The following is a 21,250-nucleotide window of genomic DNA, read 5'->3' on the forward strand; positions in this document are numbered from 1 at the left end:
CGGGGGCCGCACCTCTCGCCCGGGCAGGCCGGGCGGGCTTCACTCCGATGGGGGAGGAAGGACCAGGGTGGGTGTGCCGCAGCCCTCGGCGGTGGGGAAGAACGTCAGGTCGGCGCCCACGCCCCTGAGCGCCCGGAACGTCTCCAGCACCGGGAGCTCCAGTGACATGGGGGCGATGCGACGGACGCGACGTCCTTCTCGCACCTCCCAGCCTCCGGCGATGAGGGACACGCGCCCGGGACGGGGCATCGTCGTGAAGGTCTCCACGCGGGCGACCAGCTCCGTGTAGTGCGCGGGCAGCGCGTCGCCGCGTGGGACGATGAAGAAGTTGAGCGCGGTGGCGGACGGCTCGGAGGCGCCCTCGCGCAGTCCGCGGCCACACGGCTGCGCGCCGAGGCGCGTCGCGGTCTGCTCCGAGTGGAGGAAGCCCAGCAGGCGGCCCTCGTCCACGAGCCGCACCGCGCGCGCCTCACGACCTTCGTCATCCCATTCGCGGCGCCGTGTCCCCTGGGGGTGTAGCGGGTCATCCTCCACGGAGAGCACGGAGGGGAAGGCCTTCTTCCCCACGGCGCGCGCCAGGCCCGGCGTCGCGGCGGCCACATCTCCGCGAAGCAGCCAGGAGAGGCCGGCGACGAGCGGAGCCGCGACGGCGGGACGCAGCACCAGTGGCAACGTCGGGTCCGCGACCTCCGATACTGGCTCCTCGGAAGACGACAGGAGCGCCGGTGCCTCCATGAGCGATGTCGCGGAGTCTCGCGCGCGTGGCTTCGCCGGAGCCTCCAGCGCCGCCACTGCCTCCAGGAGACGCTCGCGCAGGGACTCCAGCTCCAGCGCGTCCTGTCCTGGGGCTCGCGCCACGGCATCGACCACTGCGCCACGAGACGTCTCGCAGCGCACGAAGGCCTCCTCCCTGTCCTCCACGTGCGCGACCACACCACCGCTGCTTCGCAGCAACGCGGACCACGTGGTGCGATGGGTGGACACCAACGCCTGCACCACGGTGCCCGAGGGCACCACCGTCCGAACCAGCCGCGCGGCTTCGCTCCGCGCCCGCTCCACGGAGGGCTCCCATTTCCACGCGGGAAGCGGGGTCACCGTCAGGAAGCCAATGGGAGGGGGCCGCGACCCAGCGGCGACTCCTCGCACCGCCGCATCCAGCCAGCGCTCCAGGTCCTCGCGACCCCGCACGGGGCCCGACACGAAGCCACGCGATTGCGCGTCCCATACCCGCGCCGCCACCGAGCACGCCACGCCCTGGCTCGCGGCGAAGGCGCCCGTGGCGGCCTCCAGCTCCAGCGTCAGCTTCCCCTCCACGACGACGAAGAGCTCGGCCTCCAGGCTCGGATGCGCCCGACGAAAACCCTCCAGCACATCGCGCGCCGCCTCGGCCAGCACGTGCGGCGCCGTCACCTTCGCTTCGTCACGCCGCTCGCCATGCCCGTTGCCGATGCTCACGCGTCCCCATCATGCCCCATCTCCCCGGTGGACCGTCCGTGGGCGCCGCGCGATTCCCGGCGTGGGTCTCGGCCCCTCGCCACGACGGTGGTAGAACGGAGCGACGTGCCCGTCGAGAAGCCCAACACGTCGAGCTGGTTCGTGGAGCATCGGGAAGCGACCGAGGTCGCCCACTCCCGCTCGGGGACGCGCGTCCAGGCCCTCCACCAGGAGCAGGGCCTGTCCCACGCCCTCACCGTGGACGGCGGCGTCGAGCACACGTGGGAAGTCCTGGTCGATGGCACCCTCCCCGTCCACGGCGTGCCCGGGGACTTGAGGACCGGTGCGCGGGAGCTGCTCGACCCGACTCCGGTCCTCGAGACGACGGCGGCGCTGGCGACGGAAGTCACGCGCAGGCTGGTCGACACCGCCCGTGCGGCCGGAGCCACGCACCTGGACGTGCTGCTGCGGGAAGTCGAGCGGCGCACCCTGTGCTTCGACGACGGACGCGCCGTGCGACAGGACTCCCGCCACGCCATCCTCGAAGTGAAGACCTTCCATACGACGGACAGTGGCGTCCTCGATGCCTGGCGCGCCACCGCCTTCCCAGACCTGAACCACCTGCACGCGGCGCTTCCGACCCTGGAGTCCCTGGTGGACGGACTGGCGCGCGAGCTGCGCGAGTCCAGCCCCGGCATCCCCTGTCCCACGGGGATGTTCCCCATCGTCTTTCCTCCGGGCGCCGCCTCCGCCTGCTTCTTCCATGAAGTCTGCGGGCATCCACTGGAGGGGGACGTCGTCGCACGCGGAGGCTCGTACCTCGCGCGCAGACTGGGGCAACGCGTGGCTGGCCCCTGGCTCTCCGTGTCGGACGACCCCACCGACGGACACGGCGCCCTCGGCTTTCAATGGGATGACGAGGGCCACGCGGCCCAGTCCGTGCCGCTCTTGAACAAAGGCGTCGTGGGCTCGCCCATGCTCGACGCGCGCAGCGCCAGGCTGCTGGGGCACATCCCCAATGGCCACGGTCGACGCGTGGGCTTCCGCCATCCGCCGCTGCCGCGCATGGCCCACACGCGCGTGGAGCCTCACGAAGGCCACCTGGAATCGGTGCTGGCCGGAGTGCCTCACGGCCTGCTCGTCCAGCACCTCACGCCCCGGCACATGGACCTGCTGTCGGGGGACTTCAGCTTCTACATCGTGGAGGCGCGCGAGGTGCGAGATGGCCGCGTGGGCCAGCGCGTGTCACCCGGCATCCTCGCCGGCAACGGCCTGGAGGCCCTGGCCTCCATCGACGCGGTGGGCGCCGACTCGCGCAACCTCTTCGCCACGCGCGGCTGTCGCAAGCTGGACCACGGCGCCCTGCCCGTGTCCTTCGGACAACCCGCGGTGCGCTTCCGCGGGCTGACCGTCCGTCCCTGGCGCTGAGCGCGCGCTTGTCGCCTTATCCGTCTACGGCTGGCACAGCCAGCGCTCATCCAGCGGCGGCGGCGGCAGGTCCTCGAGCGGGTCCACCGGAGGAGCCGGCAGGTTGGGGTCGGGATACGCGAACACGCGCTGCACGGAGACACCGGGACGCGGCTGCACCGTGACGGGCGAGATGACCAGGGGGCGCGGGTACGGGCCCGCAGGCTCCTCCGGCGCGGGGACGTAGGTGTCCCTGAAGGTCACCGTCACGGGCGTCGTCAGCCCCGGAGGCAACACCAGCGCGTAGTAGCCGAAGAAGCCCGTCGGGTCCGGCGACGCGAAGAAGCCCATGGGCGACTGGCCCGGCGGCCCCACTCCAGGAGGCGCCCAGTTCACCGACAACAAGGTGCCGGCGCTCGTCTCACCCACCACGCTGTCCAGCGGGATGACGAAGTAGTCGTAGAAGAAGCTGGGCGGATGCACCCAGAAGAGGACGACGCCGCCCGTCCGGGCCGGGTCGAGCAACTGCTCCACCGTCGTCGGCGTGCCCTCGCCCGTCAGGTACTGGGCCACCGCGTCCAGGGCGCCCGCGCTGCCGACCATGGGCGCCGTCTGGGAGGTGCACTCGTTGACGTTGACCTGGATGGGACGCAGGTACGTGGTGGGGTAGTGCGTCGCCGGCGGCAGCGGAAAGGGCGCGCCCTCCGTGAAGAACTCCACCGGCCCCGCGGGAGGAATCGCCTCCGCCAGATAGGGCGTCGTGGCATCCAGGGGGACACCCTCCACCTGCCAGATGCCCGCGAAGGACGACGCGCCGCTGGAGACCGCGGAGCCCCCGCTGCCAGCCAGCCGCACCGTCGCGCCGGGAATGGCCGAGAAGAGCAGGTACGGCGTGTCCTCGAAGAGGGCGGGCGGCGGCGTCTCCTCGCCCGGGAAGTTCAGCACCGTCAGGAAGAAGGCTTCGGGGTCATAGACGACGCCGGAGACGGTGGCGCGGCGCTCGGGCAGCTCTCCGATGGGAGCGTTCGTCCCCTCCTCGGGAGGAATGGGTTCGGAGTCGGAGCATCCGCCCAGCGAGGCGGCGAGCAGGAAGGTGGCGGTGAGGGAGCGGGCCTTCATGGCGGTCCTGTTCGGAATCATCGGAGGGGCAGCACGTGCTCGGCCGGGGGCGTCGTCACGTGGCACGCGTTGGCGCAGTTCCCGTAGATGTTGGGAGCGGACGCGAGGTTTTCGAACTCGAGGTTCTTGTATTCGTTGCCATGCGTGCCCGGATGGCAGCCAGCACAGGCGATGAGGCTGGGCCGCAGGGTGCTCTCACGCGTCAGGTGGCACAGCGTGCAGTCACCCTTGTTCTGGGCGTACTTGCGCGAGCTGACGTGGATGCGGTGCATGAAGTCCGACACGTGCCCCACCGACTCGTCGTAGTGGCACACCTTGCACGTCTCCACGTGGTCCACGCTCACGCCGTGGTGGAGGTTGCTCAGCGAGTTGGGCCCGTTGTGGCACACCTGGCAGTTGCCAATCGTGTTGGGGTACTTCGTGGGCTCCGCCTGACCGACCTGGAAGAAGAAGGGGTCCAGGCGGTTGAGCCGCTCGCCCATGTAGTTGCGGTGTCCCTTGAGGAGCAGGGCATACGTGCCGGGCTTCGCGTCCGGCGGCAGCTCCACGGTGTAGCGCGTGCTGGGGCGGTGGGACTTGCCACCGGGACGGTAGGCCGCGGCGGGATGGATGTAGTACGCCGGCTCGACACCCGTGGGGAACGCGAAGTACGGCGGCGTATGCGCGCCGTTGACGACCTTCAGGTCCTGGAGGGGTCCCACCACCTTGAAGCCCGACTCGGAGGCGCTGGTGTCGCGCCAGTTGATGAGCATGTTGCTGTTGAAGTACGCGAGCCCGTTGGAGCCGTCCCCCATGTAGTCGTTGAAGCTCGGCATGGTGTCGCGCGGGTGGAGGGCGTGGCCGTCGCCGTCCTGCAGCGCCACGACGAAGTCCAGGGACTCTCCCGGCAGCAGGAAGCGGCCGTTCTGCGGCGGCGCCACCACGACACTCTGCTTCAGGCCGAAGCCGCAGCGCACGGCCACGTCGGTGGGCAGGCCGTTGGGGCCCATCTCGAAGCAGGAGTCGGGGCGCTCGTTCTCCGGGACGAAGGTCACCGGAAACAGGAACGGCTTCAGGGGCATCAGGCTCCAGGTGAGCCGGATGAGCCCCTCGCCCCGGAGGTCCGGCATGGTGAAGGACTTGAAGGGGTTGGTGGAGTTGGCGAACGAGACCTTCACCGTGGTGAGGTAGTTGATGGCCTCGCGCGTCGCGGCCACCACGGGGACGGGGTCGTCCGCGAACTTCGGCGGCGCCAGGCCCGTGACGGCGAAGGAGACGCGCGTGTGGCCCGTCGCCGCGTTCTCCGCCATGAAATCGCTGCGCTTGTAGGTCTCACTGGTGCGCACGTTGCCGTCCGCGTCGAGCACCTCCAGGAGCAGCGTGTCCGTGTCGGAGTTCATCCAGGCGGCGTTCTCATAGAACGTCTCGCGCTGCATCGCTCCCGGGTCCAGGACCTTCCAGTCGTCGAGGCCCACCGTCAGGCCGCTCCAGTCCAGGTCCTTGAAGTCCGATTGGATGCGCGCCCAGGCGGCCGGAGTGCGTCGGTCGTTGTAGTCCGTGTGGACGTCGTGGGCCAGGTCCACCGCGGAGAACTCCCGCAGGAAGTACAGCTCCCCCGGCTTCACGTTCATCCGCGCCGAAGGAGGCACGGGGGGGATGGCGCTGCTCAGGGGGATGGCCGTGTTGAGGTTGAGGCACGTGTCGGGGTAGCTGGGCAGGACGAGCCCCCCCTTCGTGACCGGCTCACCGTTGGGCAGGATCGCGCAGCCCTTGAAGGACAGCAGCGACAGGGAGATGGCACCCGAGGCGGAGCTGTCGTACGGGTCGAAGGCCGTCGCGCCGCGACCGCGCGTACCCTCCGCGTCGGACGTATCGAACAGGTTGCAGCCTGTGATGAGCGCCAGCACCGGGAGCGTCAGGAGCAGCGACTTGAAAGGCGATTTCATGAGGACTCGTGCCAGGCCGGTACCGTTCTTCGCTGTATCGGCTGGCGGGTTTCTAGCGAATGAGAACCCGAGAATCCTATAGGCCCTCCACCCAATACGCCAACAGTCAGCTGCGTTACTTCCCGACAGTGGGGGGGCTCGCGGCCGGGGGAGTCGCGATCTGCGCGCTCACCGGGGGCAGGGTCTTCAGGTACCGGTAGATGGCGCGCAGGTCGTCCTCGTGGAGTCCCGCGAGGAGGGACCAGGGCATGGCCAGCTTGTTGACCTGACCCCGGCGGCTGGGGGCTGGGGCCACGTCCTTCCAGGCGGTGAAGCGCGCGACGAAGGCGTCCTCGCCCCCCTTGATGATGGCGCCCTCGGGGCGCAGCGACGGCGCCTTCTCCTCACCGAAAGGGGTGGGCAGGGGGAGTCCGCCGGCGAAGGGCACGGGCGTCTCTTCCAGCCCTCCGTGGCAGAAGGAGCACTGGGCCACGGTGGCCAGGTACTGGCCCCTGGCGACCACGTCCCCGCCCGGAGGGGGCACGGGTCCCGGCAACGCGCTGGCCAGGCCCTGCAGCTGGGCGACCAGCGCCTCGGGAAGCTGCGTGCGCTCCACGGAGCGCGGGACGGGTGGCACCTGGCGCAGGAACGCCACCACGGCGCGTGCGTCCTCGTCGGAGAGGGACCGCCACTCCGAGTACGGCATCATGGGGAAGAGGGTCCTGCCATCCCTGCCCCGGCCCTCCCTCAGCGCCCGCAGCAGTTCCTCGTCCGTCCAGCGGCCGATGCCATGCTCGGGGTCCGAGGTGATGTTGGGCGCGCAGACCCGGCCGGGCATGCCATGCCCCTCGCCGAAGCAGTCGCCCGCCAGCGGCTCGGCCTTCGCGGGGCCGCCATAGCGGGAGTAGTCCCGGGCCGTGTGGCAGGCGCCGCAGCCGAGCACCGCCTCCACGAGATAGCGGCCCCGGGGCACGCGCTCCGTGGCCTTCGCCAGGTCCGGGACGACGGCGGCCGTGGGAGCCACCACGCTGGGGGTGGAGGGAGGCACTGGCTTCGGGGCCTCCTCGCGCTGACGACACGCGGGCCCCCACAAGAGCGTCAGCACGACGACGGCACCCAGCCGCCCCACTCCGCCAGCATGCATGAGCGCTCTCACTCCATCCTAGGGTCGTCTGGCGCCTGACCCAGCCGCAGCGCCGCCATGGCGCGGCGGTATTCGATGGGCAACCGGTCCGCCTTGACGTGGACCTCCCCGTCGAAGCCCAGCGGGTGCGCCTTCGGACGCTGGCCCTCGGCGATGCGCCGGTCCTGCTCCAGGATGGCCAGCTCCGACTTCACGAACATCTCCCCGAAGTTGCGAATCTTCGGGTGGTACGAGCAGAAGTAGAAGCACCGCATCTTCTCTTCCGAGAGCGGCTGTGCCACCGCGTAGACGGTGTGCGTGTAGAAGAGCGTCGGCTTGAACTCCAGCCGCACGGAGAAGGGCAACGTCACGTCATAGGTGAGCGTCGTCTTGTCCACGCGCGGGGGCGCCCCGCCGATGCTCGGTCCGAGCGCCGGGTAGACGATGCGGGTCCTCAGCCCGGAGGCGTGCCGCTCCACGTCATAGGCGGGCACCTCCTGCTGCTCGGGGTTGCCGAACGTCCCCCGGTGCACCCAGGACAGGTGCGCCACGTCGAGGACGATTTCCATCATCCGCCCCGCTGACACGTCCCAGTCCAGCAGCGGCAACGCCACGGTGGCCAGGGCCCCGTCCTCCAGCTCCGGCCACTCCGGCAGCGGCGCCGACGGCGTCGCGGACAGACAGACCCAGATGAGCCCGTAGCGCTCGGCGCAGCGGTACGCGGCGAGCCGGGCCTTCTGGGAGATGGGCGCCGAGAGCTGCGAGGGCACCCTCACGCAGCCACCATCGACCCCGTACGTCCAGCCATGGAAGGCGCAGCGCAGCCCCTCTCCCACGGGCTCGCCGTCGCAGAGGTCCGCGCCCCGGTGCGCGCAATAGCGCTGCGTGGCCGCGACGCCTGACGCGGTCCGCCAGACCACGCCATCCACTCCGAGCAGTCGGAAGGCAAGCGGCCGTTCGTTCAGCTCGCGGGAGAAGGCGACCGGATGCCAGAACGCGGCGAGCGCCTCCTCATAGGGGCGCGGCATGGCGGGGGTGCTCACGCGAGGGCGAGCGGGGCGATCTTGCTTTCAATCTCCTCGAGCAAGAAGTCGATCTCCTCAATCTCATCGAGCTTCTCGGGGGCCGCCGAGACAGCGGCGGCGGCGGGCTCCGCAGAGGGAGCAGCCGCTTCGGAGACCACCGTGGACGTGTTGGGCGACTGGACCGACTCTGACGCTTCCGAAGCCATGACTCCTCCTGGCACTCGCAGCAAAGGGGTTGCCATGCTCGTGGGAATCCAGGCGAGGTGTCAACACGCGGCGGGTGTGTTCACGCAATGCGTGAACGGCTCGGCGGCCGGTGTGTTCATGAAACGTAACGCCCTGACAGGCAATCTGGTGGGGTGGGTGCCTCGCGACATTGATTAAGAGGAGGCTAGAGTGCGGCTCCCCCATGCCAGCCCCGCTCACCCGCGCCTTGCTTGTGTTTTGCCTCCTGCTTGGAGGCACAGCGGGAGCAGAGGTCTGGAAGCAGGTGCGCCCGGGCGCCACCACCGAGCAGCAGGTATTGAGCCGCTTCGGTGAGCCCACGCGGCGACACTCGGCCGGCGGCGCGCGCGTGCTCACGTATGACGCGGACTCGGCGCCGTCGGGCACCGTGCGCGCGGACTTCCACGTCGATGAGAGGACGCAGCGCCTGCGCCGCCTCGACGTGTATCCCTCCCCCGCGCCGTCTCGCGAAGCGGTGGAGCGGATGTTCGGCCCCGCGTGCCAGGGCGGAGGCCGCGCGAAGAAGCCGTGTCACGAGGTCAGGCTCTCTGCCACCAACGAGCCCTACCTCCACTATGTCGCGCGCGGGCTCGCGGTGTTCTTCGCGCGCGGAGAGCTCCAGGCGCTGACGTACCTCCCCGCCGCGCGAGCGCGTCAGGCGCGCATCGCTCCGGTGGAGCCACCCCTGATGCAGGAGGCTCCCACGGCGAGCCCCGAGCCGCGCGCGAGCACGAACACGCCCGCCGACGACGGCCTCGCTCAAGCGACTCCCACCACCGCGTCGCAAGCGCCTTCGGAGACCGTGGCCGTGGAGCCCATCGCCACGTCCCCCGTCGTCCCGGAGCTCACGGTGGCACGCGTGGAGGTCCCGAGCGCGGACACCGGCTCGAGCTCGAGCGACCTGCTGCGTCCCGCGATGATGGACAGCGGCGAAGGCGCGCCGAGTCCCACCGCGGACAGCGACACGACGCAGGGACCGCGCCCGCTGAACGAGCCCGAGGAGACGCAGGCGCCGCGGCTCGCGGACCCGGTGCAGCCCGAGGTGCTGACGCTCGGCGGGTTCTACTTCCAGCGCGCGGACATGGTGGTGTCCCAGCGGGCCACGGACGCCACCACGGCCGCGCAGCCGTACTTCCCGGGGCTCGTGGACGTCTACCTGGACTTCAGGCCCCAGGACGACATCCGGGCCTACGTGGTGGGCCGCCTGGTCTATGACCCGCTGGACCCGACGCTCTCCACGCCGAGGACGAGCCTGGACAAGCTGTGGCTCTACTTCGGCCTCTTCGACAGCGTCTACGTCACGGCCGGACGCCAGCATGTGAAGTGGGGAAGCTCCCGCATCTGGAACACCACCGACTTCCTGCGCTCCCCCAACCCGGATCCGCTCGGCGTGTTCGACCTGCGCCAGGGCGTGGACATGGTGAAGGTGAACGTGCCCTTCGAGTCGCTGCGCGCGAACCTGTGGGGGTATGCGACGGCGACCCTGGAAGACACCGGGGTCACCGGCGCGCTCCCTCGCGCGCGCTACGGCGGCGCGGTGCGCGGAGACATCGCCTTCGGCACCAGCGAGCTCATCGCCTCCGCGTCCTTCCTGGAGCGGCGCCGCCCGCGCTACGGGTTGGACTACTCGCTGGGAATCGGGAGGCTGGACCTCAACGCCGAGGTCGCCTTCGTGCGCGACTCGGACACCCGGCTGTGGCGGTCCACGCCGGAGGGGAGCTTCGTCGAGCGCACCGTGACGGGCACGCAGGTGCAGGCCAGCGCGGGCGTGGCCGCCGAGCTGCGCATGGGAGACCTCTACCGCACCGTCCTCCGGGCGGAGGGCTTCTACAACCAGCTGGGCGACGACGACCGACGGCTGCTCACGTGGGTCCAGTCGACCGGGGACTACCGCGCCCTGTACTTCGGCCGGACGTATGGCCTGGGTCAAATCACCGTCACCCGCCGCAGCATCTATGAGCCGTCGTGGACGCTCACCGTGCTCGGCAACCTGGGGGACCCGTCGTTCCTGGGCCGCCTGGACTTCGGCTTCGTGCGCAACAACGTGAACGTCGCGGCGTTCGTCGAGGCGCCCTTCGGCGCTCGCGGCGGTGAGTTCCGTTTCCAACCCGACCCCTCCGTGGCGGCCCTCCCCGCGACGGACCTGGGAATGTTTCGAGCCGGCATGAGCCTCCGCCTCCGGCTGTAGCCCCTGACGCCCTTTCACATGACCACTCCCCCTGACTCCGTCCTCCCCGGTCAGTCCCCCCTCCCGGAGCAGACGACTTCCGGGCCCGCGCAGGTCGGGCCGGCGGAACGCGAGAACACCTTCATTCCGCCCGCGAGGCTCCCCGAGTCCGACCGCCAGCGCGTGCTGGTGGAGTGGAACGCGACGACGTCCGAGTACCCTCGCGACTCCACGCTGCCGGAGGTCTTCGCCCTGGTGGTGGAGCGCTTCCCGGACAAGGTCGCCGTCGAGTTCGGAGACAGCCGGCTCACGTACCGCGAGCTGGATGCGCGCTCCAACGTGCTCGCCCTGAAGCTGCGCGAATCGGGCGTGGACACCGACGTGCGCGTGGGGCTCGCCGTCGAGCGCTCGCTGGAGGTCATCATCTCCGCGGTCGCCATCGTCAAGGCCGGTGGCGCCTACGTCGCGATGGACACGTCGTACCCGCGCGAGCGACTGGCGGCCATGGTGGAGGACGCCCGGCCCCAGGTCATCATCATCACACGCGCGCTCGTCTCCCGGATGCCCGTCGGGCAATCGCGACTGTTGGTGCTGGAGGACCTCTCGCTGGAGAGCCCGGCCCCTCACGCCCCACCGTTCCGAGCGCTGCCGGACTCGCTGGCCTACGTGGACTTCACGTCCGGCTCCACCGGCAGGCCCAAGGGGGTCGGCACGACGCACCAGGGCGTGCTGCGCAACCACCTGGGCGTGAGCTACGCGCGCTTCGGGCCGGACGAGACGCAGCTGTTGATGACGCCTCTCTCCTTCGACGTCTCCACGTTCGAAATCTGGGGAGCGCTGCTCCACGGGGCCCGGCTGGTGGTGATGACTCCGGGAGTCCCGTCGCTGGAGGAGCTGGCACGGGTGGTCCGCGAGGCCCGCGTGACGACGCTCTGGCTGACGTCGGCGCTGTTCTCCCAGGTGGTGGAGGAGCACCTGGAGCTGCTGCGCCCCGTCAAGCAGCTCCTCGCCGGTGGCGACATCGTGGCGGCGACCCATGTGCGCCGGGTCATCGACACGCTGGGGATTCCCGTCATCAACGGGTACGGCCCCACGGAGACCACGGTCTTCGCCACCTCGTACATCGCGACCGCGTCCGCCCAGGCCGCGAAGACGTTCCCCATTGGCCGCCCCATCGACAACGTCCGCGCGTACGTGCTCGGCGAGGACGGTGAGCCGGTCGCCATCGGAGCCACCGGCGAGCTGTTCGTCGGCGGCGAGGGGCTCGCGCGGGGCTACATGGAGCAGCCCGCGCTGACCGCCGAGCGCTTCCTGCCGGACCCCTTCCACGGCGTCCCTGGCGCGCGCATGTACCGCACGGGCGACCTGGTGCGCTGGCGGGAGGACGGCGTGCTGGAGTTCCTCGGCCGCGCGGACTACCAGGTGAAGGTGCGCGGCTTCCGCATCGAGCTGCCCGAAGTCGAGGCCGCGCTGCGCGCCCATCCCTCCGTACGCGACGCCGTGGTGCTCGCGGTCGCCGACCCTTCATCGGGCAAGCGACTGGTGGCCCACGTGGTGCCCGCGGTGGGGCTGCGCATCGAGCCCCGCCAGCTTCGCGCGGACCTGCGTCAGCGCCTGCCCGAGTTCATGGTGCCCTCCGAGGTGGTGGTGCGCGGCGCGCTGCCCTTGACGGTCCATGGAAAGGTGGACCGTCGAGCCGTCGCCACCCAACCGGTTCCAGCCCAGGAGGACGGACTCCAGGCCCCCGCGGGACAAGCACCTCGCGGCCTCGTCGAGGAGATGCTCACGCACCTGGTCGGTCAGGTGCTGGGCCGCCAGGACGTGGCGCGAGACGTGAGCTTCTTCGACCTGGGTGGACACTCCCTCAGCGCGACGCGACTCATCATCCGCATCCAGCAGACCCTGGGCGTGCGGTTGCCGCTCAGTGCGCGGTTCGGAACGAGCACCGTCCTGGAGCTCGCCCGCGAAGTCGCCGAGCGTTCCCGCTCCGCATTGCCCCTGCTGCCCGAGCCGACGCGCCTCCCGAAAGAGGCGCCGCGCTTCGTCTCGGCCTCGCAGGACCGCATGTGGTTCCTGCACCAGCTGCAGCCGGAGCTGCGCGCGTACATCCACTCCGAGGCCGTGGAGCTCCGGGGCCCGGTGGACGTGGCGGCGCTGGAGGACTCCCTGCGGCTGTTGTTGGAGCGGCACCCCGCGCTTCGCACGCTCGTGGTCTCCCATCAGGGACATCCGGTCCCCCGCGAGCAGCCGGTGCCGGCGCACGTGCTGCGCGTCGAGCAGGTGCGGGGCTCCGGAGAAGAGGGCCTGCCCTGGGCGCGGCTGCGGGAAGAGGCCTCCCGGCTCTTCTCCCTGGAGCAGGGACCGCTCTACCGCTTCCTGCTGTTCCAGCTCGCGCCCGAGCACCACGTGCTGCTGGTGGTGCTGCACCACCTGGTCATGGATGGGCTGTCGTTGGACATCCTGTTCCGTGAGCTGGGGCAGGCCTATGCCGCTCCAGCGGGACAGCGACGCGCCCTCCTGCCCGAGCCCGAGCTCACCTTCGCGGACCTGGTGGCCTGGGAGCGCAACCCGGAGATGAAGGTCCGCGAGGACACGGACCTAGAGTACTGGACGCGCCAGCTCGAAGGAGCCCCCTCCCAGCTGTCCCTGCCCACCGACAGGCCCCGACCGGCCGTCGTGAGCGACCGGGGCGCGGCGACTCCGAGGCACCGGCTGACACCCGCGCTCCGACAGGCCCTGGATGCCGTCTGCCAGCAGCATCAGGTGACGCCCTTCATGGTGCTCTACGCCGCGTTCGCGGTGTTGCTGCAGCGCTACTCCGGTCAGGCCGAGCTGTGCGTGGGCACCCCGGTCTCCGGCCGCACGCACCCCGCCGCCGACGACGTCGTGGGCCTGTTCATCAACACCGTCGTGCTGCGCACGAAGGTGGAGGCGCGTGCCTCCTTCGTGGACCTGCTCGCGCAGGTGCGCACCACCTCGCTGGAGGCCGTCTCCCACCAGCAGGTCCCCTTCGAGCGCGTCGTCGAGAGGCTCCAGGTCGAGCGCACCCACGGCGACTCGCCGCTGTTCCAGGTCCTGTTCGACATGAGCCGCGTGGAGCATCCGCTCGCGTCGGCGTTCCCCACGCTCACCCCCCGGGCGCTGCACCTGGGCCCGGGCTCCAGCGCCTTCGACCTCCACCTCACGGTCCACAAGGTCCAGGAGGAATACGAGTTCTTCTTCCGCTACCGGACCGAGCTGTTCGACGACTCCAGCGTCCAGCGGATGCTCACCCATTACCTCCAGTTCCTGGGCAACGCGCTGCATGCGCCCACGTCCGCGCTCAGGGAGCTTCCGCTGCACACGGAGGCGGAGCGCCAGCAGGTGCTGCGGGACTTCAACTCGGAGCAGCGGCCCTTCGACGAGGAGGCCACCACCGCCTCGCTGTTCCTGAGCACCGCGACGCGGACTCCGGACGCCGTCGCGCTGGTGACGCCCGACACCTCGCTCACGTTCGCCCAGCTCTCCTCGCGGGCCACACAGCTCGCGGCGCACCTCTCCGCCCTTGGCGCCCGTCCCGAGGCCGTGGTGGGCCTGTGCCTGGAGCGCTCCGCGGACTCCGTCATCGCCCTGCTCGCCATCCACTTGAGCGGCGCGGCCTGTCTGCCCCTGGAGCCCTCGCATCCCGCCGCCCGTCGCGCCTCGCTGCTGCGACAGTCCGGCGCGCGACTGGTCATCTCCCGCGAGGCCTTGTTCGAGGGCACCGCGCTTCCTGTCCCCCTCGTGCGCCCCGAGGACGCTTCCCGGCCCGGCGCCGCGCTCGCGCCTTGTGTGCCCGCGCGTCAGGACCACCTCGCGTATGTCCTCTACACCTCTGGCTCCACGGGCGAGCCCAAGGGCGTCGAGCTCACACACCGGAACCTTGTCCACGGCTTCGCCAGCTTCGACGCCTTCCTCGACACCGCGCCCGGCGCGACGTGGGCTGTCTCCAGCAGCTTCTCGTTCGACATGCACATCATGGAGCTGGTCTTCAGCCTCACGCGCGGCGCTCGCGTGGTGCTCCGGCCAGTCGGTCCCCTGAACCTGGGCCGAGACATCCTCCAACACGGCATCACCCACATCGTCATCACACCCTCCTCGCTCGCCACGGCCTTCGAGGAGCCCGGTGCGCCCGAGGCGCTTCGCACGCTCAAGGTCGTCGTCACCGGTGGCGAAGCCCTGTCCGATGCACTCGTGAAGCAGCTCGCCTTCACGCAGACCCGGCTCACCAACGCCTTCGGTCCGACGGAGACGACCCTCTGTGTGACGTCCGCGCCGTGCTCGCCCGAGCTGCCCGTCACGCTCGGCAAGCCCCTGGCTCGCACCCGCCTCTACGTCCTCGACGACTCCCTCCAGCCCCTCCCCGTCGGCGTCCCGGGTGAGCTCTTCATCGCTGGTCCCAGCCTCGGCCGTGGCTACCGCGCGCGCCCGGACCTCACCGCCGAGCGCTTCATTCCCGATGCCTTCAGCGACACGCCCGGCTCCCGCCTCTACCGCACCGGCGACAGGGCCCGCTGGCTCCCTGACGGCTCCCTCTCCTTCCTGGGCCGCTCCGACTTCCAGCTCAAGATTCGCGGCGTCCGCGTCGAGCTCGAGGAAGTCGAGGCCGCTCTCCTTCGCCTCCCCGGCGTCCGTCACGCCGCTGCCATTCCCCACCCCGCCACTCGCGACTCCCTCCTCGCCTTCCTCGTCCTCGACTCTCCCTTCCATGACTTGCGCGCCCTGCGCTCGTCCCTCTCCTCTTCTCTCCCCGACGCCATGGTGCCTTCGCTCCTGCGCGTCCTCGACTCCCTCCCCCTCTCCTCCTCCGGCAAGGTCGACCGCAAGGCCCTCGCCTCCCTTCCCCTCCCCGACTCCCTCCCTCTCGCCGAGTCCTTCTCTCCTCCTCGCGGCCCCACCGAAGAGCTCCTCTCCCTTCTCTTCTCCCAGGTCCTCGGCCTCGACTCCGTCTCTCGCGACTCCGACTTCTTCTCCCTCGGTGGCCACTCCCTCTCCGCCACCCGTCTCGTCTCCCGCATCCGTCAGTCCTTCGGCGTTGACCTTCCTCTCGCCTCCTTCTTCGCTTCGCCTTCCATCTCCGCCCTCGCGGCAATCCTCGCTCGCGGCGCTGACGCCCAGAGCACCCCGCTTCCGGCTCCGACGCCGAAGCCTCCCGACGCTCCGTTGCTGCCGACGTTCGCGCAGGAGCGCTTCTGGTTCCTCCACCAGCTGCTTCCCGACCTGCGCGCCTATGTCGTCCCCGAGGCCGTCGAGCTTCGCGGCCCGCTGGACGTGGACGCCCTGGACGCCGCGCTGAGACTGCTCCTGGAGCGCCATGCCGCACTGCGGACGCTCTTCGGTACCGAGGAAGGCCGCCCTGCTCCACGCATCGAGCCCATCCCCGCGCGGGTGCTCGAAGTGGAGAGCGTGGAAGCGACAGGAGAGGGAGACACCGCCCTGCCCTGGGAGCGGCTGACCGCGGAGTGCATCCGGCCGTTCTCCCTGACGCAGGGACCGCTGTACCGCTTCCACCTCTTCCGGATGGGCGCCGAGCACCACGTGCTGCTGTTCGTGCTGCACCACATCCTCGTCGATGGCGTGTCCCTCGACGGCCTCCGGCATGAGCTGGCCGTGGCCTACGAGGCGCTCAGTCAGAAGCACGTCCCTGCCCTGCCCGCCGTCACCCTCACCCAGGCGGACATCGCCATCTGGCAGCGCACGCCCGCCGTGCGCGCCCGTGAGGAGGCACACCTCGAATACTGGAAGCAGCAGCTCGCGGGAGCACCGTCTCGACTCGCGCTCCCCACGGACCGGCCCCGTCCGGCCGTCCTGGGCGACAGCGGCGCCCTCAGTCGTCATCTCCGGCTGAGCGCCTCGCTGCACCGCGCCCTGAACAACGTGTGCCGTCAGCATCACGTCACGCCGTTCATGGTGCTGTACTCCGCCTTCGCGACCCTGCTCCAGCGCTACTCCGGTCAGGACGAGCTGTGCGTGGGCACTCCCGTCTCCGACCGCTCCCACGCGGCCACCGAAGGCGTCGTCGGCCTGCTGCTCAACACCGTCGTGCTCCGCACCCGGGTGGACCCGCGAGCCTCGTTCGCGAGCCTGCTGGCCCACGTGCGCACCGTCTCGCTGGAGGCGTTCTCCCACCAGCAGGTCCCCTTCGAGCGCGTCGTCGAGGCGCTCCCCGTGGAGCGCAGCCTCAGCCACGCCCCGCTGTTCCAGGTCCTGTTCGACATGAGCCGCATGGAGCACCCGCTCCCGGCTGCCTTCCCCACGCTCCAGTCCCGAGCCCTTCCCGTCGACAGCGGGACCAGCCAGTTCGACTTGAGCCTCTCCGTCGCGGAGGAGCGCGATGGGCTCGAGGTGTACTTCCGCTACCGGACCGAGCTGTTCGACGCGACCACGCTCGAGCGGATGCTGGGCCACTTCGAGCGACTGCTGGAGCACGCGCTGGAGACGCCCGAGCAGCCCATCGGCACGCTGTCGCTGATTGAGCGCGCGGAGTTCCAGCAGGTGGTGCGCGACTTCAATGCGACGCGACGGCCCTTCGATGAGAAGGCCACCCTCGCCACGCTGCTGCGCGCCTCCTTCGAGCGCACGCCCGACGCCGTCGCGCTGGTGAGCCCCGAGGGCTCCTTCACCTTCGCGCAGCTCGACTCCCGCTCCTCGCGGCTCGCTTCACACCTCGCCGCCCTCGGCGCTCGACCCGAGACGGTGGTGGGCCTGTGCCTGGAGCGCTCCGCGGACTCCGTCGTCGCCCTGCTCGCCATCCACTTGAGCGGCGCGGCCTGCCTCCCGCTGGAGCCCTCGCATCCCGTCGCACGTCGTGCCTCGCTGCTGCGCCAGTCCGGCGCGCGGTTGCTCATCTCGCGCGAGTCCTTCTTCGAGGGCGCGCCACTCGACATTCCATTCGTGCGGCCCGAGGACGCCGCGAAGCCCGGTGCCGTGCACGCGCTCCCCACTCCCGCGCGCCCGGAGCACCTCGCCTATGTCCTCTACACCTCGGGCTCCACCGGTGAGCCCAAGGGCGCGGAGCTGACCCAGCGAAACCTGGTCCACTGCTTCGCCAGCTTCGATGCCTTCTATGAAACCGCTCCGGGCCACGCCTGGGGTGCGTCCAGCAGCCTGTCCTTCGACATGCATCTGGAGGAGCTGCTCTTCAGCCTCACGCGTGGCGCTCGCGTGGTGATGCGCGCCGTTGGCCCCCTGAACCTGGGCCGCGACATCCTCCAGCACGGTATCACCCACATCGTCATCACGCCCTCCTCGCTCGCCACCGCTTTCGAGGAGCCCGGTGCGCCCGAGGCCCTCCGCGAGCTCCGGGTGGTCGTCACGGGTGGCGAGGCCCTGCCCGACTCCCTCGTGCGGCAGCTCGCCTTCACGCAGACCCGCATCGTCAACGCGTATGGTCCCACCGAGACGAGCGTCTGCGTCGCGGTGGATGTGTGCGTGCCCCAGCGCCCCGTCAGCCTGGGACGGCCACTGGACCGCAGCCAGCTCTACGTGCTCGACGACGCGCTCCAGCCTCTGCCCGTGGGCGTGCCGGGCGAGCTGTTCATCGGCGGCGAGGGCCTGGGTCGTGGCTACCGCGCGCGCCCGGACCTCACCGCCGAGCGCTTCATTCCCGATGTCTTCAGCGAGACTCCCGGCGCGCGCCTCTATCGCACCGGTGACAGGGCGCGCTGGATGCCAGACGGCACCCTGTCCTTCCTCGGCCGCACGGACTTCCAGCTCAAGATTCGCGGCGTCCGAGTGGAGCTGGAGGAAGTCGAGGCCGCCCTGCTGCGCCTTCCTGGCATCCGGCAGGCCGCCGCCATCGCGCGACAGAGCGTCCGGGACATGGAGCTGGTCGCGTACCTGGTGACGGAGGTCGCGTCCCCTGATTTCCGCGCCCTGCGTCAGGCGCTGTCCAAGCTGTTGCCGGAGGCGATGGTCCCCTCGCGCATGCGCGCGCTGGACTCGCTGCCCACCAACACCAGCGGCAAGGTGGACCGCAAGGCCCTGGCCGCGCTCCCCGTCGAGCCCGACGCCGACGAGACCGAGCACCAGCAGCCCCCTCAAGGCCCCGCCGAGGAGTTGCTCGCGCTCCTCTTCCGCCAGGTCCTCGGCGTGGAGAAGGTGCACCGGAACGCGGACTTCTTCTCGCTGGGAGGCCACTCGCTCAGCGCCACCCGGCTGGTGGCTCGCATCCGACAGTCCTTCGGAGTGGAGCTGCCCCTCGCAACGCTCTTCTCCACCCCGACCGTCGCCTCGCTCGCCAGCGTCCTCTCGGCGCATCCGATGGACCGCGCGTTGCCGCTTCCCGCGCCGACGCCTCGTCCCGCCGGCGAGCCCCCGCTCCCGTCGTTCGCGCAGGAGCGGCTCTGGTTCCTGCACGAGCTCCAGCCTTCGCTGCGCGCCTACCACATCCCGGAGGCGATGGAGCTGAAGGGCCCTCTCGACATCGCCGCCCTCGAGTCGTCGCTCCGGCTGTTGCTGGAGCGCCATGCCTCGCTGCGCTCGGTCTTCGTCCCCGAGGACGGTCGGCCCATGTTGCGGGTCAGTCCGCTTCCGTCGCAGGTGCTTCAACAGGAGGACCTCGCTTCGACGGACGTGGATGCCAACGAAGCCCTGCGCATCCGGGCCCGGGAGGAAGCCAGCCGTGCCTTCCCGCTCGCGGAAGGGCCCCTCTATCGCTTCCGACTCTTCCGACTGGGCGCCGAGCACCATGTGCTGCTGCTCGTGCTGCACCACCTCCTCGTCGACGGCGTGTCGGTCGACATCCTGCTGCGTGAGCTGGCCGTGGCCTATTCCGCCCTGAGCCAGCACGAAGAGCCCGCCCTTCCCCCGGTGACGCTCACGCAAGCGGACGTGGCCGCATGGCAGCGCACGCCCGCCGTGCGTGCTCGTGAGGACGCCCACCTCGATTACTGGAAGCAACGGCTCGAGGGAGCGCCCTCGGCGCTGGCACTGCCGCTCGACAAGCCACGCCCCGCCGTGCGCGGAGACGAAGGCGCGTTCTGCCCGCCGCACAGGCTGAGCCCCGAGCTGGTGCAAGCCCTGGCCACCCTGTGCCGTCTGCAGCAGGTGACGCCGTTCATGGCGCTGTATGCCGCCTTCGCCGCGCTGCTCCAGCGCTACTCCGGGCAGGACGAGCTGTGCGTCGGGATTCCCGTCTCCGGCCGCGCGCATCCCGCGCTGGAGGACGTCGTCGGTCTCTTCATCAACACCGTCGTCTTCCGCACCCGCGTGAGCGCCAGCACGTCCTTCGCCGACCTGCTGTCCCACGTCCGCGCGACGTCTTTGGAGGCGTTCACTCACCAGCAGGTCCCGTTCGACCGCGTCATCGAAGCGCTCCACCTGGAGCGCAATCTCCACCAGACGCCGCTCTTCCAGGTCCTGTTCGACCTGAACCGGATGAACCGTTCCGGGGAGGGACAGTTCCCGGGACTCTCCACCCGGCCGCGCTTCGTCGACAACGGCACCAGCCAGTTCGACCTGAGCCTCTCCGTCATCGAAGACGCGGAGGGGTTCGAGCTGTATCTCCAGTACGACACCTCGCTGTTCACGGAGGCAAGCGGGACGCGGATGCTGTCCCACTACGTGCGTCTTCTGGAGCAGGCGTTGGAGGCGCCGACGCACTCCGTGGGCGCGCTGTCCCTGCTGAGTTCAGAGGAACGCCAGCAGGTGGTGCACGGGTTCCACTCGGCACAGCAGCCCTTCGATGAAGAGGCCACTGTCGCCTCGCTCCTCGTCGCCTCCGCCGCGCGGACTTCTGACGCCGTCGCGCTGGTGACTCCCGAGGGCTCGCTCACCTTCGCCCAGCTCATCGCTCGGGCGTCTCAGCTCGCCTCGCATCTCGCGGCCCTCGGTGCTCGGCCGGAGACGGTGGTGGGTCTGTGCCTGGAGCGCTCCGCGGACTCCGTCGTCGCCCTGCTCGCAATCCACTTGAGCGGCGCGGCCTGCCTCCCTCTGGAGCCCTCGCATCCCGCCGCCCGTCGCGCCTCGTTGCTGCGACAGTCCGGTGCGCGGCTGCTCGTCTCTCGTGAGTCCTTCTTCGAGGGTGCCTCGCTCGACATTCCCCTCGTGCGCCCCGAGGACGCCGCGAAGCCCGGCGCCGTGCTCGCGCTCCCCACGCCCGCGCGTCCGGACCACCTCGCGTATGTCATCTACACCTCGGGCTCCACCGGTGAACCCAAGGGCGCGGAGCTGACTCAGCGCAACCTCGTCCATGGCTTCGCCGCGTTCGATGCGCTCTATGACACCGCGCCCGGCGCGACGTGGGCCGCGTCCAGCAGCGTCTCCTTCGACATCCACATGGAGGAACTGCTCTTCAGTCTCACGCGTGGCGCTCGCGTGGTGCTGCGCCCGGTCGGCCCCCTGAACCTGGGCCGTGACATCCTCCAGCACGGCATCACCCACGTCTCCACCACGCCCTCCTCGCTCGCCACCGCCATCGAGGAGCCCGGTGCACTCGAAGCCCTGCGCCACCTGCGCGTGTTGATTTCGGGTGGAGAGGTCCTTCCCGAGTCACTCATCCAAGCACTGGCCTTCACGCAGACCCGGCTCATCAATACCTACGGGCCCGTCGAGACGACCATCTGCGTCACCGGCGCGGTGTATTCGCCTGAGCGGCCCGTCACGCTCGGCAAGCCCCTGGCTCGCACCCGCCTCTACGTCCTCGACGACTCCCTCCAGCCCCTCCCCGTCGGCGTCCCGGGTGAGCTCTTCATCGCTGGCCCCAGCCTCGGCCGTGGCTACCGCGCGCGCCCGGACCTCACCGCCGAGCGCTTCATTCCCGATGCCTTCAGCGACACGCCCGGCTCCCGCCTCTACCGCACCGGCGACAGGGCCCGCTGGCTCCCTG

General features: G+C 70.3%; 9 protein-coding genes. 3 read left to right on the top strand and 6 right to left on the bottom strand.

Annotation, left to right across the window (positions count from 1 at the left end):
• Positions 1 to 39: 39 nt before the first annotated feature.
• Positions 40 to 1,455, bottom strand: a complete 1,416-nt coding sequence (locus LZ199_RS36015) for a metallopeptidase TldD-related protein (RefSeq protein WP_253998312.1) — start codon at positions 1,453 to 1,455, stop codon at positions 40 to 42.
• 105 nt (positions 1,456 to 1,560) lie between these two features.
• On the opposite strand from LZ199_RS36015, the gene LZ199_RS46830 reads away from it, so the two are divergent.
• Complete coding sequence (locus LZ199_RS46830; RefSeq protein WP_253998313.1) at positions 1,561 to 2,862, top strand: TldD/PmbA family protein; 1,302 nt, start codon at positions 1,561 to 1,563, stop codon at positions 2,860 to 2,862.
• A 24-nt stretch (positions 2,863 to 2,886) separates the two neighbouring features.
• Here LZ199_RS46830 and LZ199_RS36025 read toward each other — a convergent pair whose 3' ends face one another.
• From LZ199_RS36025 to LZ199_RS36045, 5 genes are all read right to left on the bottom strand, one after another.
• Complete coding sequence (locus LZ199_RS36025; protein WP_253998314.1) at positions 2,887 to 3,960, bottom strand: hypothetical protein; 1,074 nt, start codon at positions 3,958 to 3,960, stop codon at positions 2,887 to 2,889.
• A 17-nt stretch (positions 3,961 to 3,977) separates the two neighbouring features.
• Positions 3,978 to 5,885, bottom strand: coding sequence for a hypothetical protein (locus LZ199_RS36030; RefSeq protein WP_253998315.1), 1,908 nt, complete (start codon positions 5,883 to 5,885; stop codon positions 3,978 to 3,980).
• A gap of 115 nt (positions 5,886 to 6,000) precedes the next feature.
• Positions 6,001 to 7,008 carry a c-type cytochrome gene (locus LZ199_RS36035; protein WP_253998316.1) on the bottom strand — a complete coding sequence of 336 codons (1,008 nt, stop codon included), beginning with the start codon at positions 7,006 to 7,008 and terminating at the stop codon, positions 6,001 to 6,003.
• Between the two features lie 8 nt (positions 7,009 to 7,016).
• Positions 7,017 to 8,015 (bottom strand): aromatic ring-hydroxylating oxygenase subunit alpha, encoded by a 999-nt coding sequence (locus tag LZ199_RS36040; RefSeq protein ID WP_253998317.1) that lies wholly within the window; start codon positions 8,013 to 8,015, stop codon positions 7,017 to 7,019.
• 11 nt (positions 8,016 to 8,026) lie between these two features.
• Positions 8,027 to 8,218 carry a Xan family putative trans-acting RiPP leader peptide gene (locus LZ199_RS36045; RefSeq protein ID WP_253998318.1) on the bottom strand — a complete coding sequence of 64 codons (192 nt, stop codon included), beginning with the start codon at positions 8,216 to 8,218 and terminating at the stop codon, positions 8,027 to 8,029.
• 203 nt (positions 8,219 to 8,421) lie between these two features.
• Here LZ199_RS36045 and LZ199_RS36050 point away from each other — a divergent pair, with 203 nt between their 5' ends.
• The gene (locus LZ199_RS36050) at positions 8,422 to 10,425 is read left to right on the top strand and encodes a hypothetical protein (RefSeq protein ID WP_253998319.1); all 2,004 of its coding nucleotides are present in this window, start codon (positions 8,422 to 8,424) and stop codon (positions 10,423 to 10,425) included.
• Positions 10,426 to 10,443: 18 nt separating this feature from the next.
• Positions 10,444 to 21,250, top strand: a 10,807-nt coding sequence (locus tag LZ199_RS36055; RefSeq protein WP_253998320.1) for a non-ribosomal peptide synthetase, incomplete at its 3' end; no start/stop codon positions are given.

This window comes from Myxococcus qinghaiensis (assembly GCF_024198215.1).
In the GTDB taxonomy this organism is placed as follows: domain Bacteria; phylum Myxococcota; class Myxococcia; order Myxococcales; family Myxococcaceae; genus Myxococcus; species Myxococcus qinghaiensis.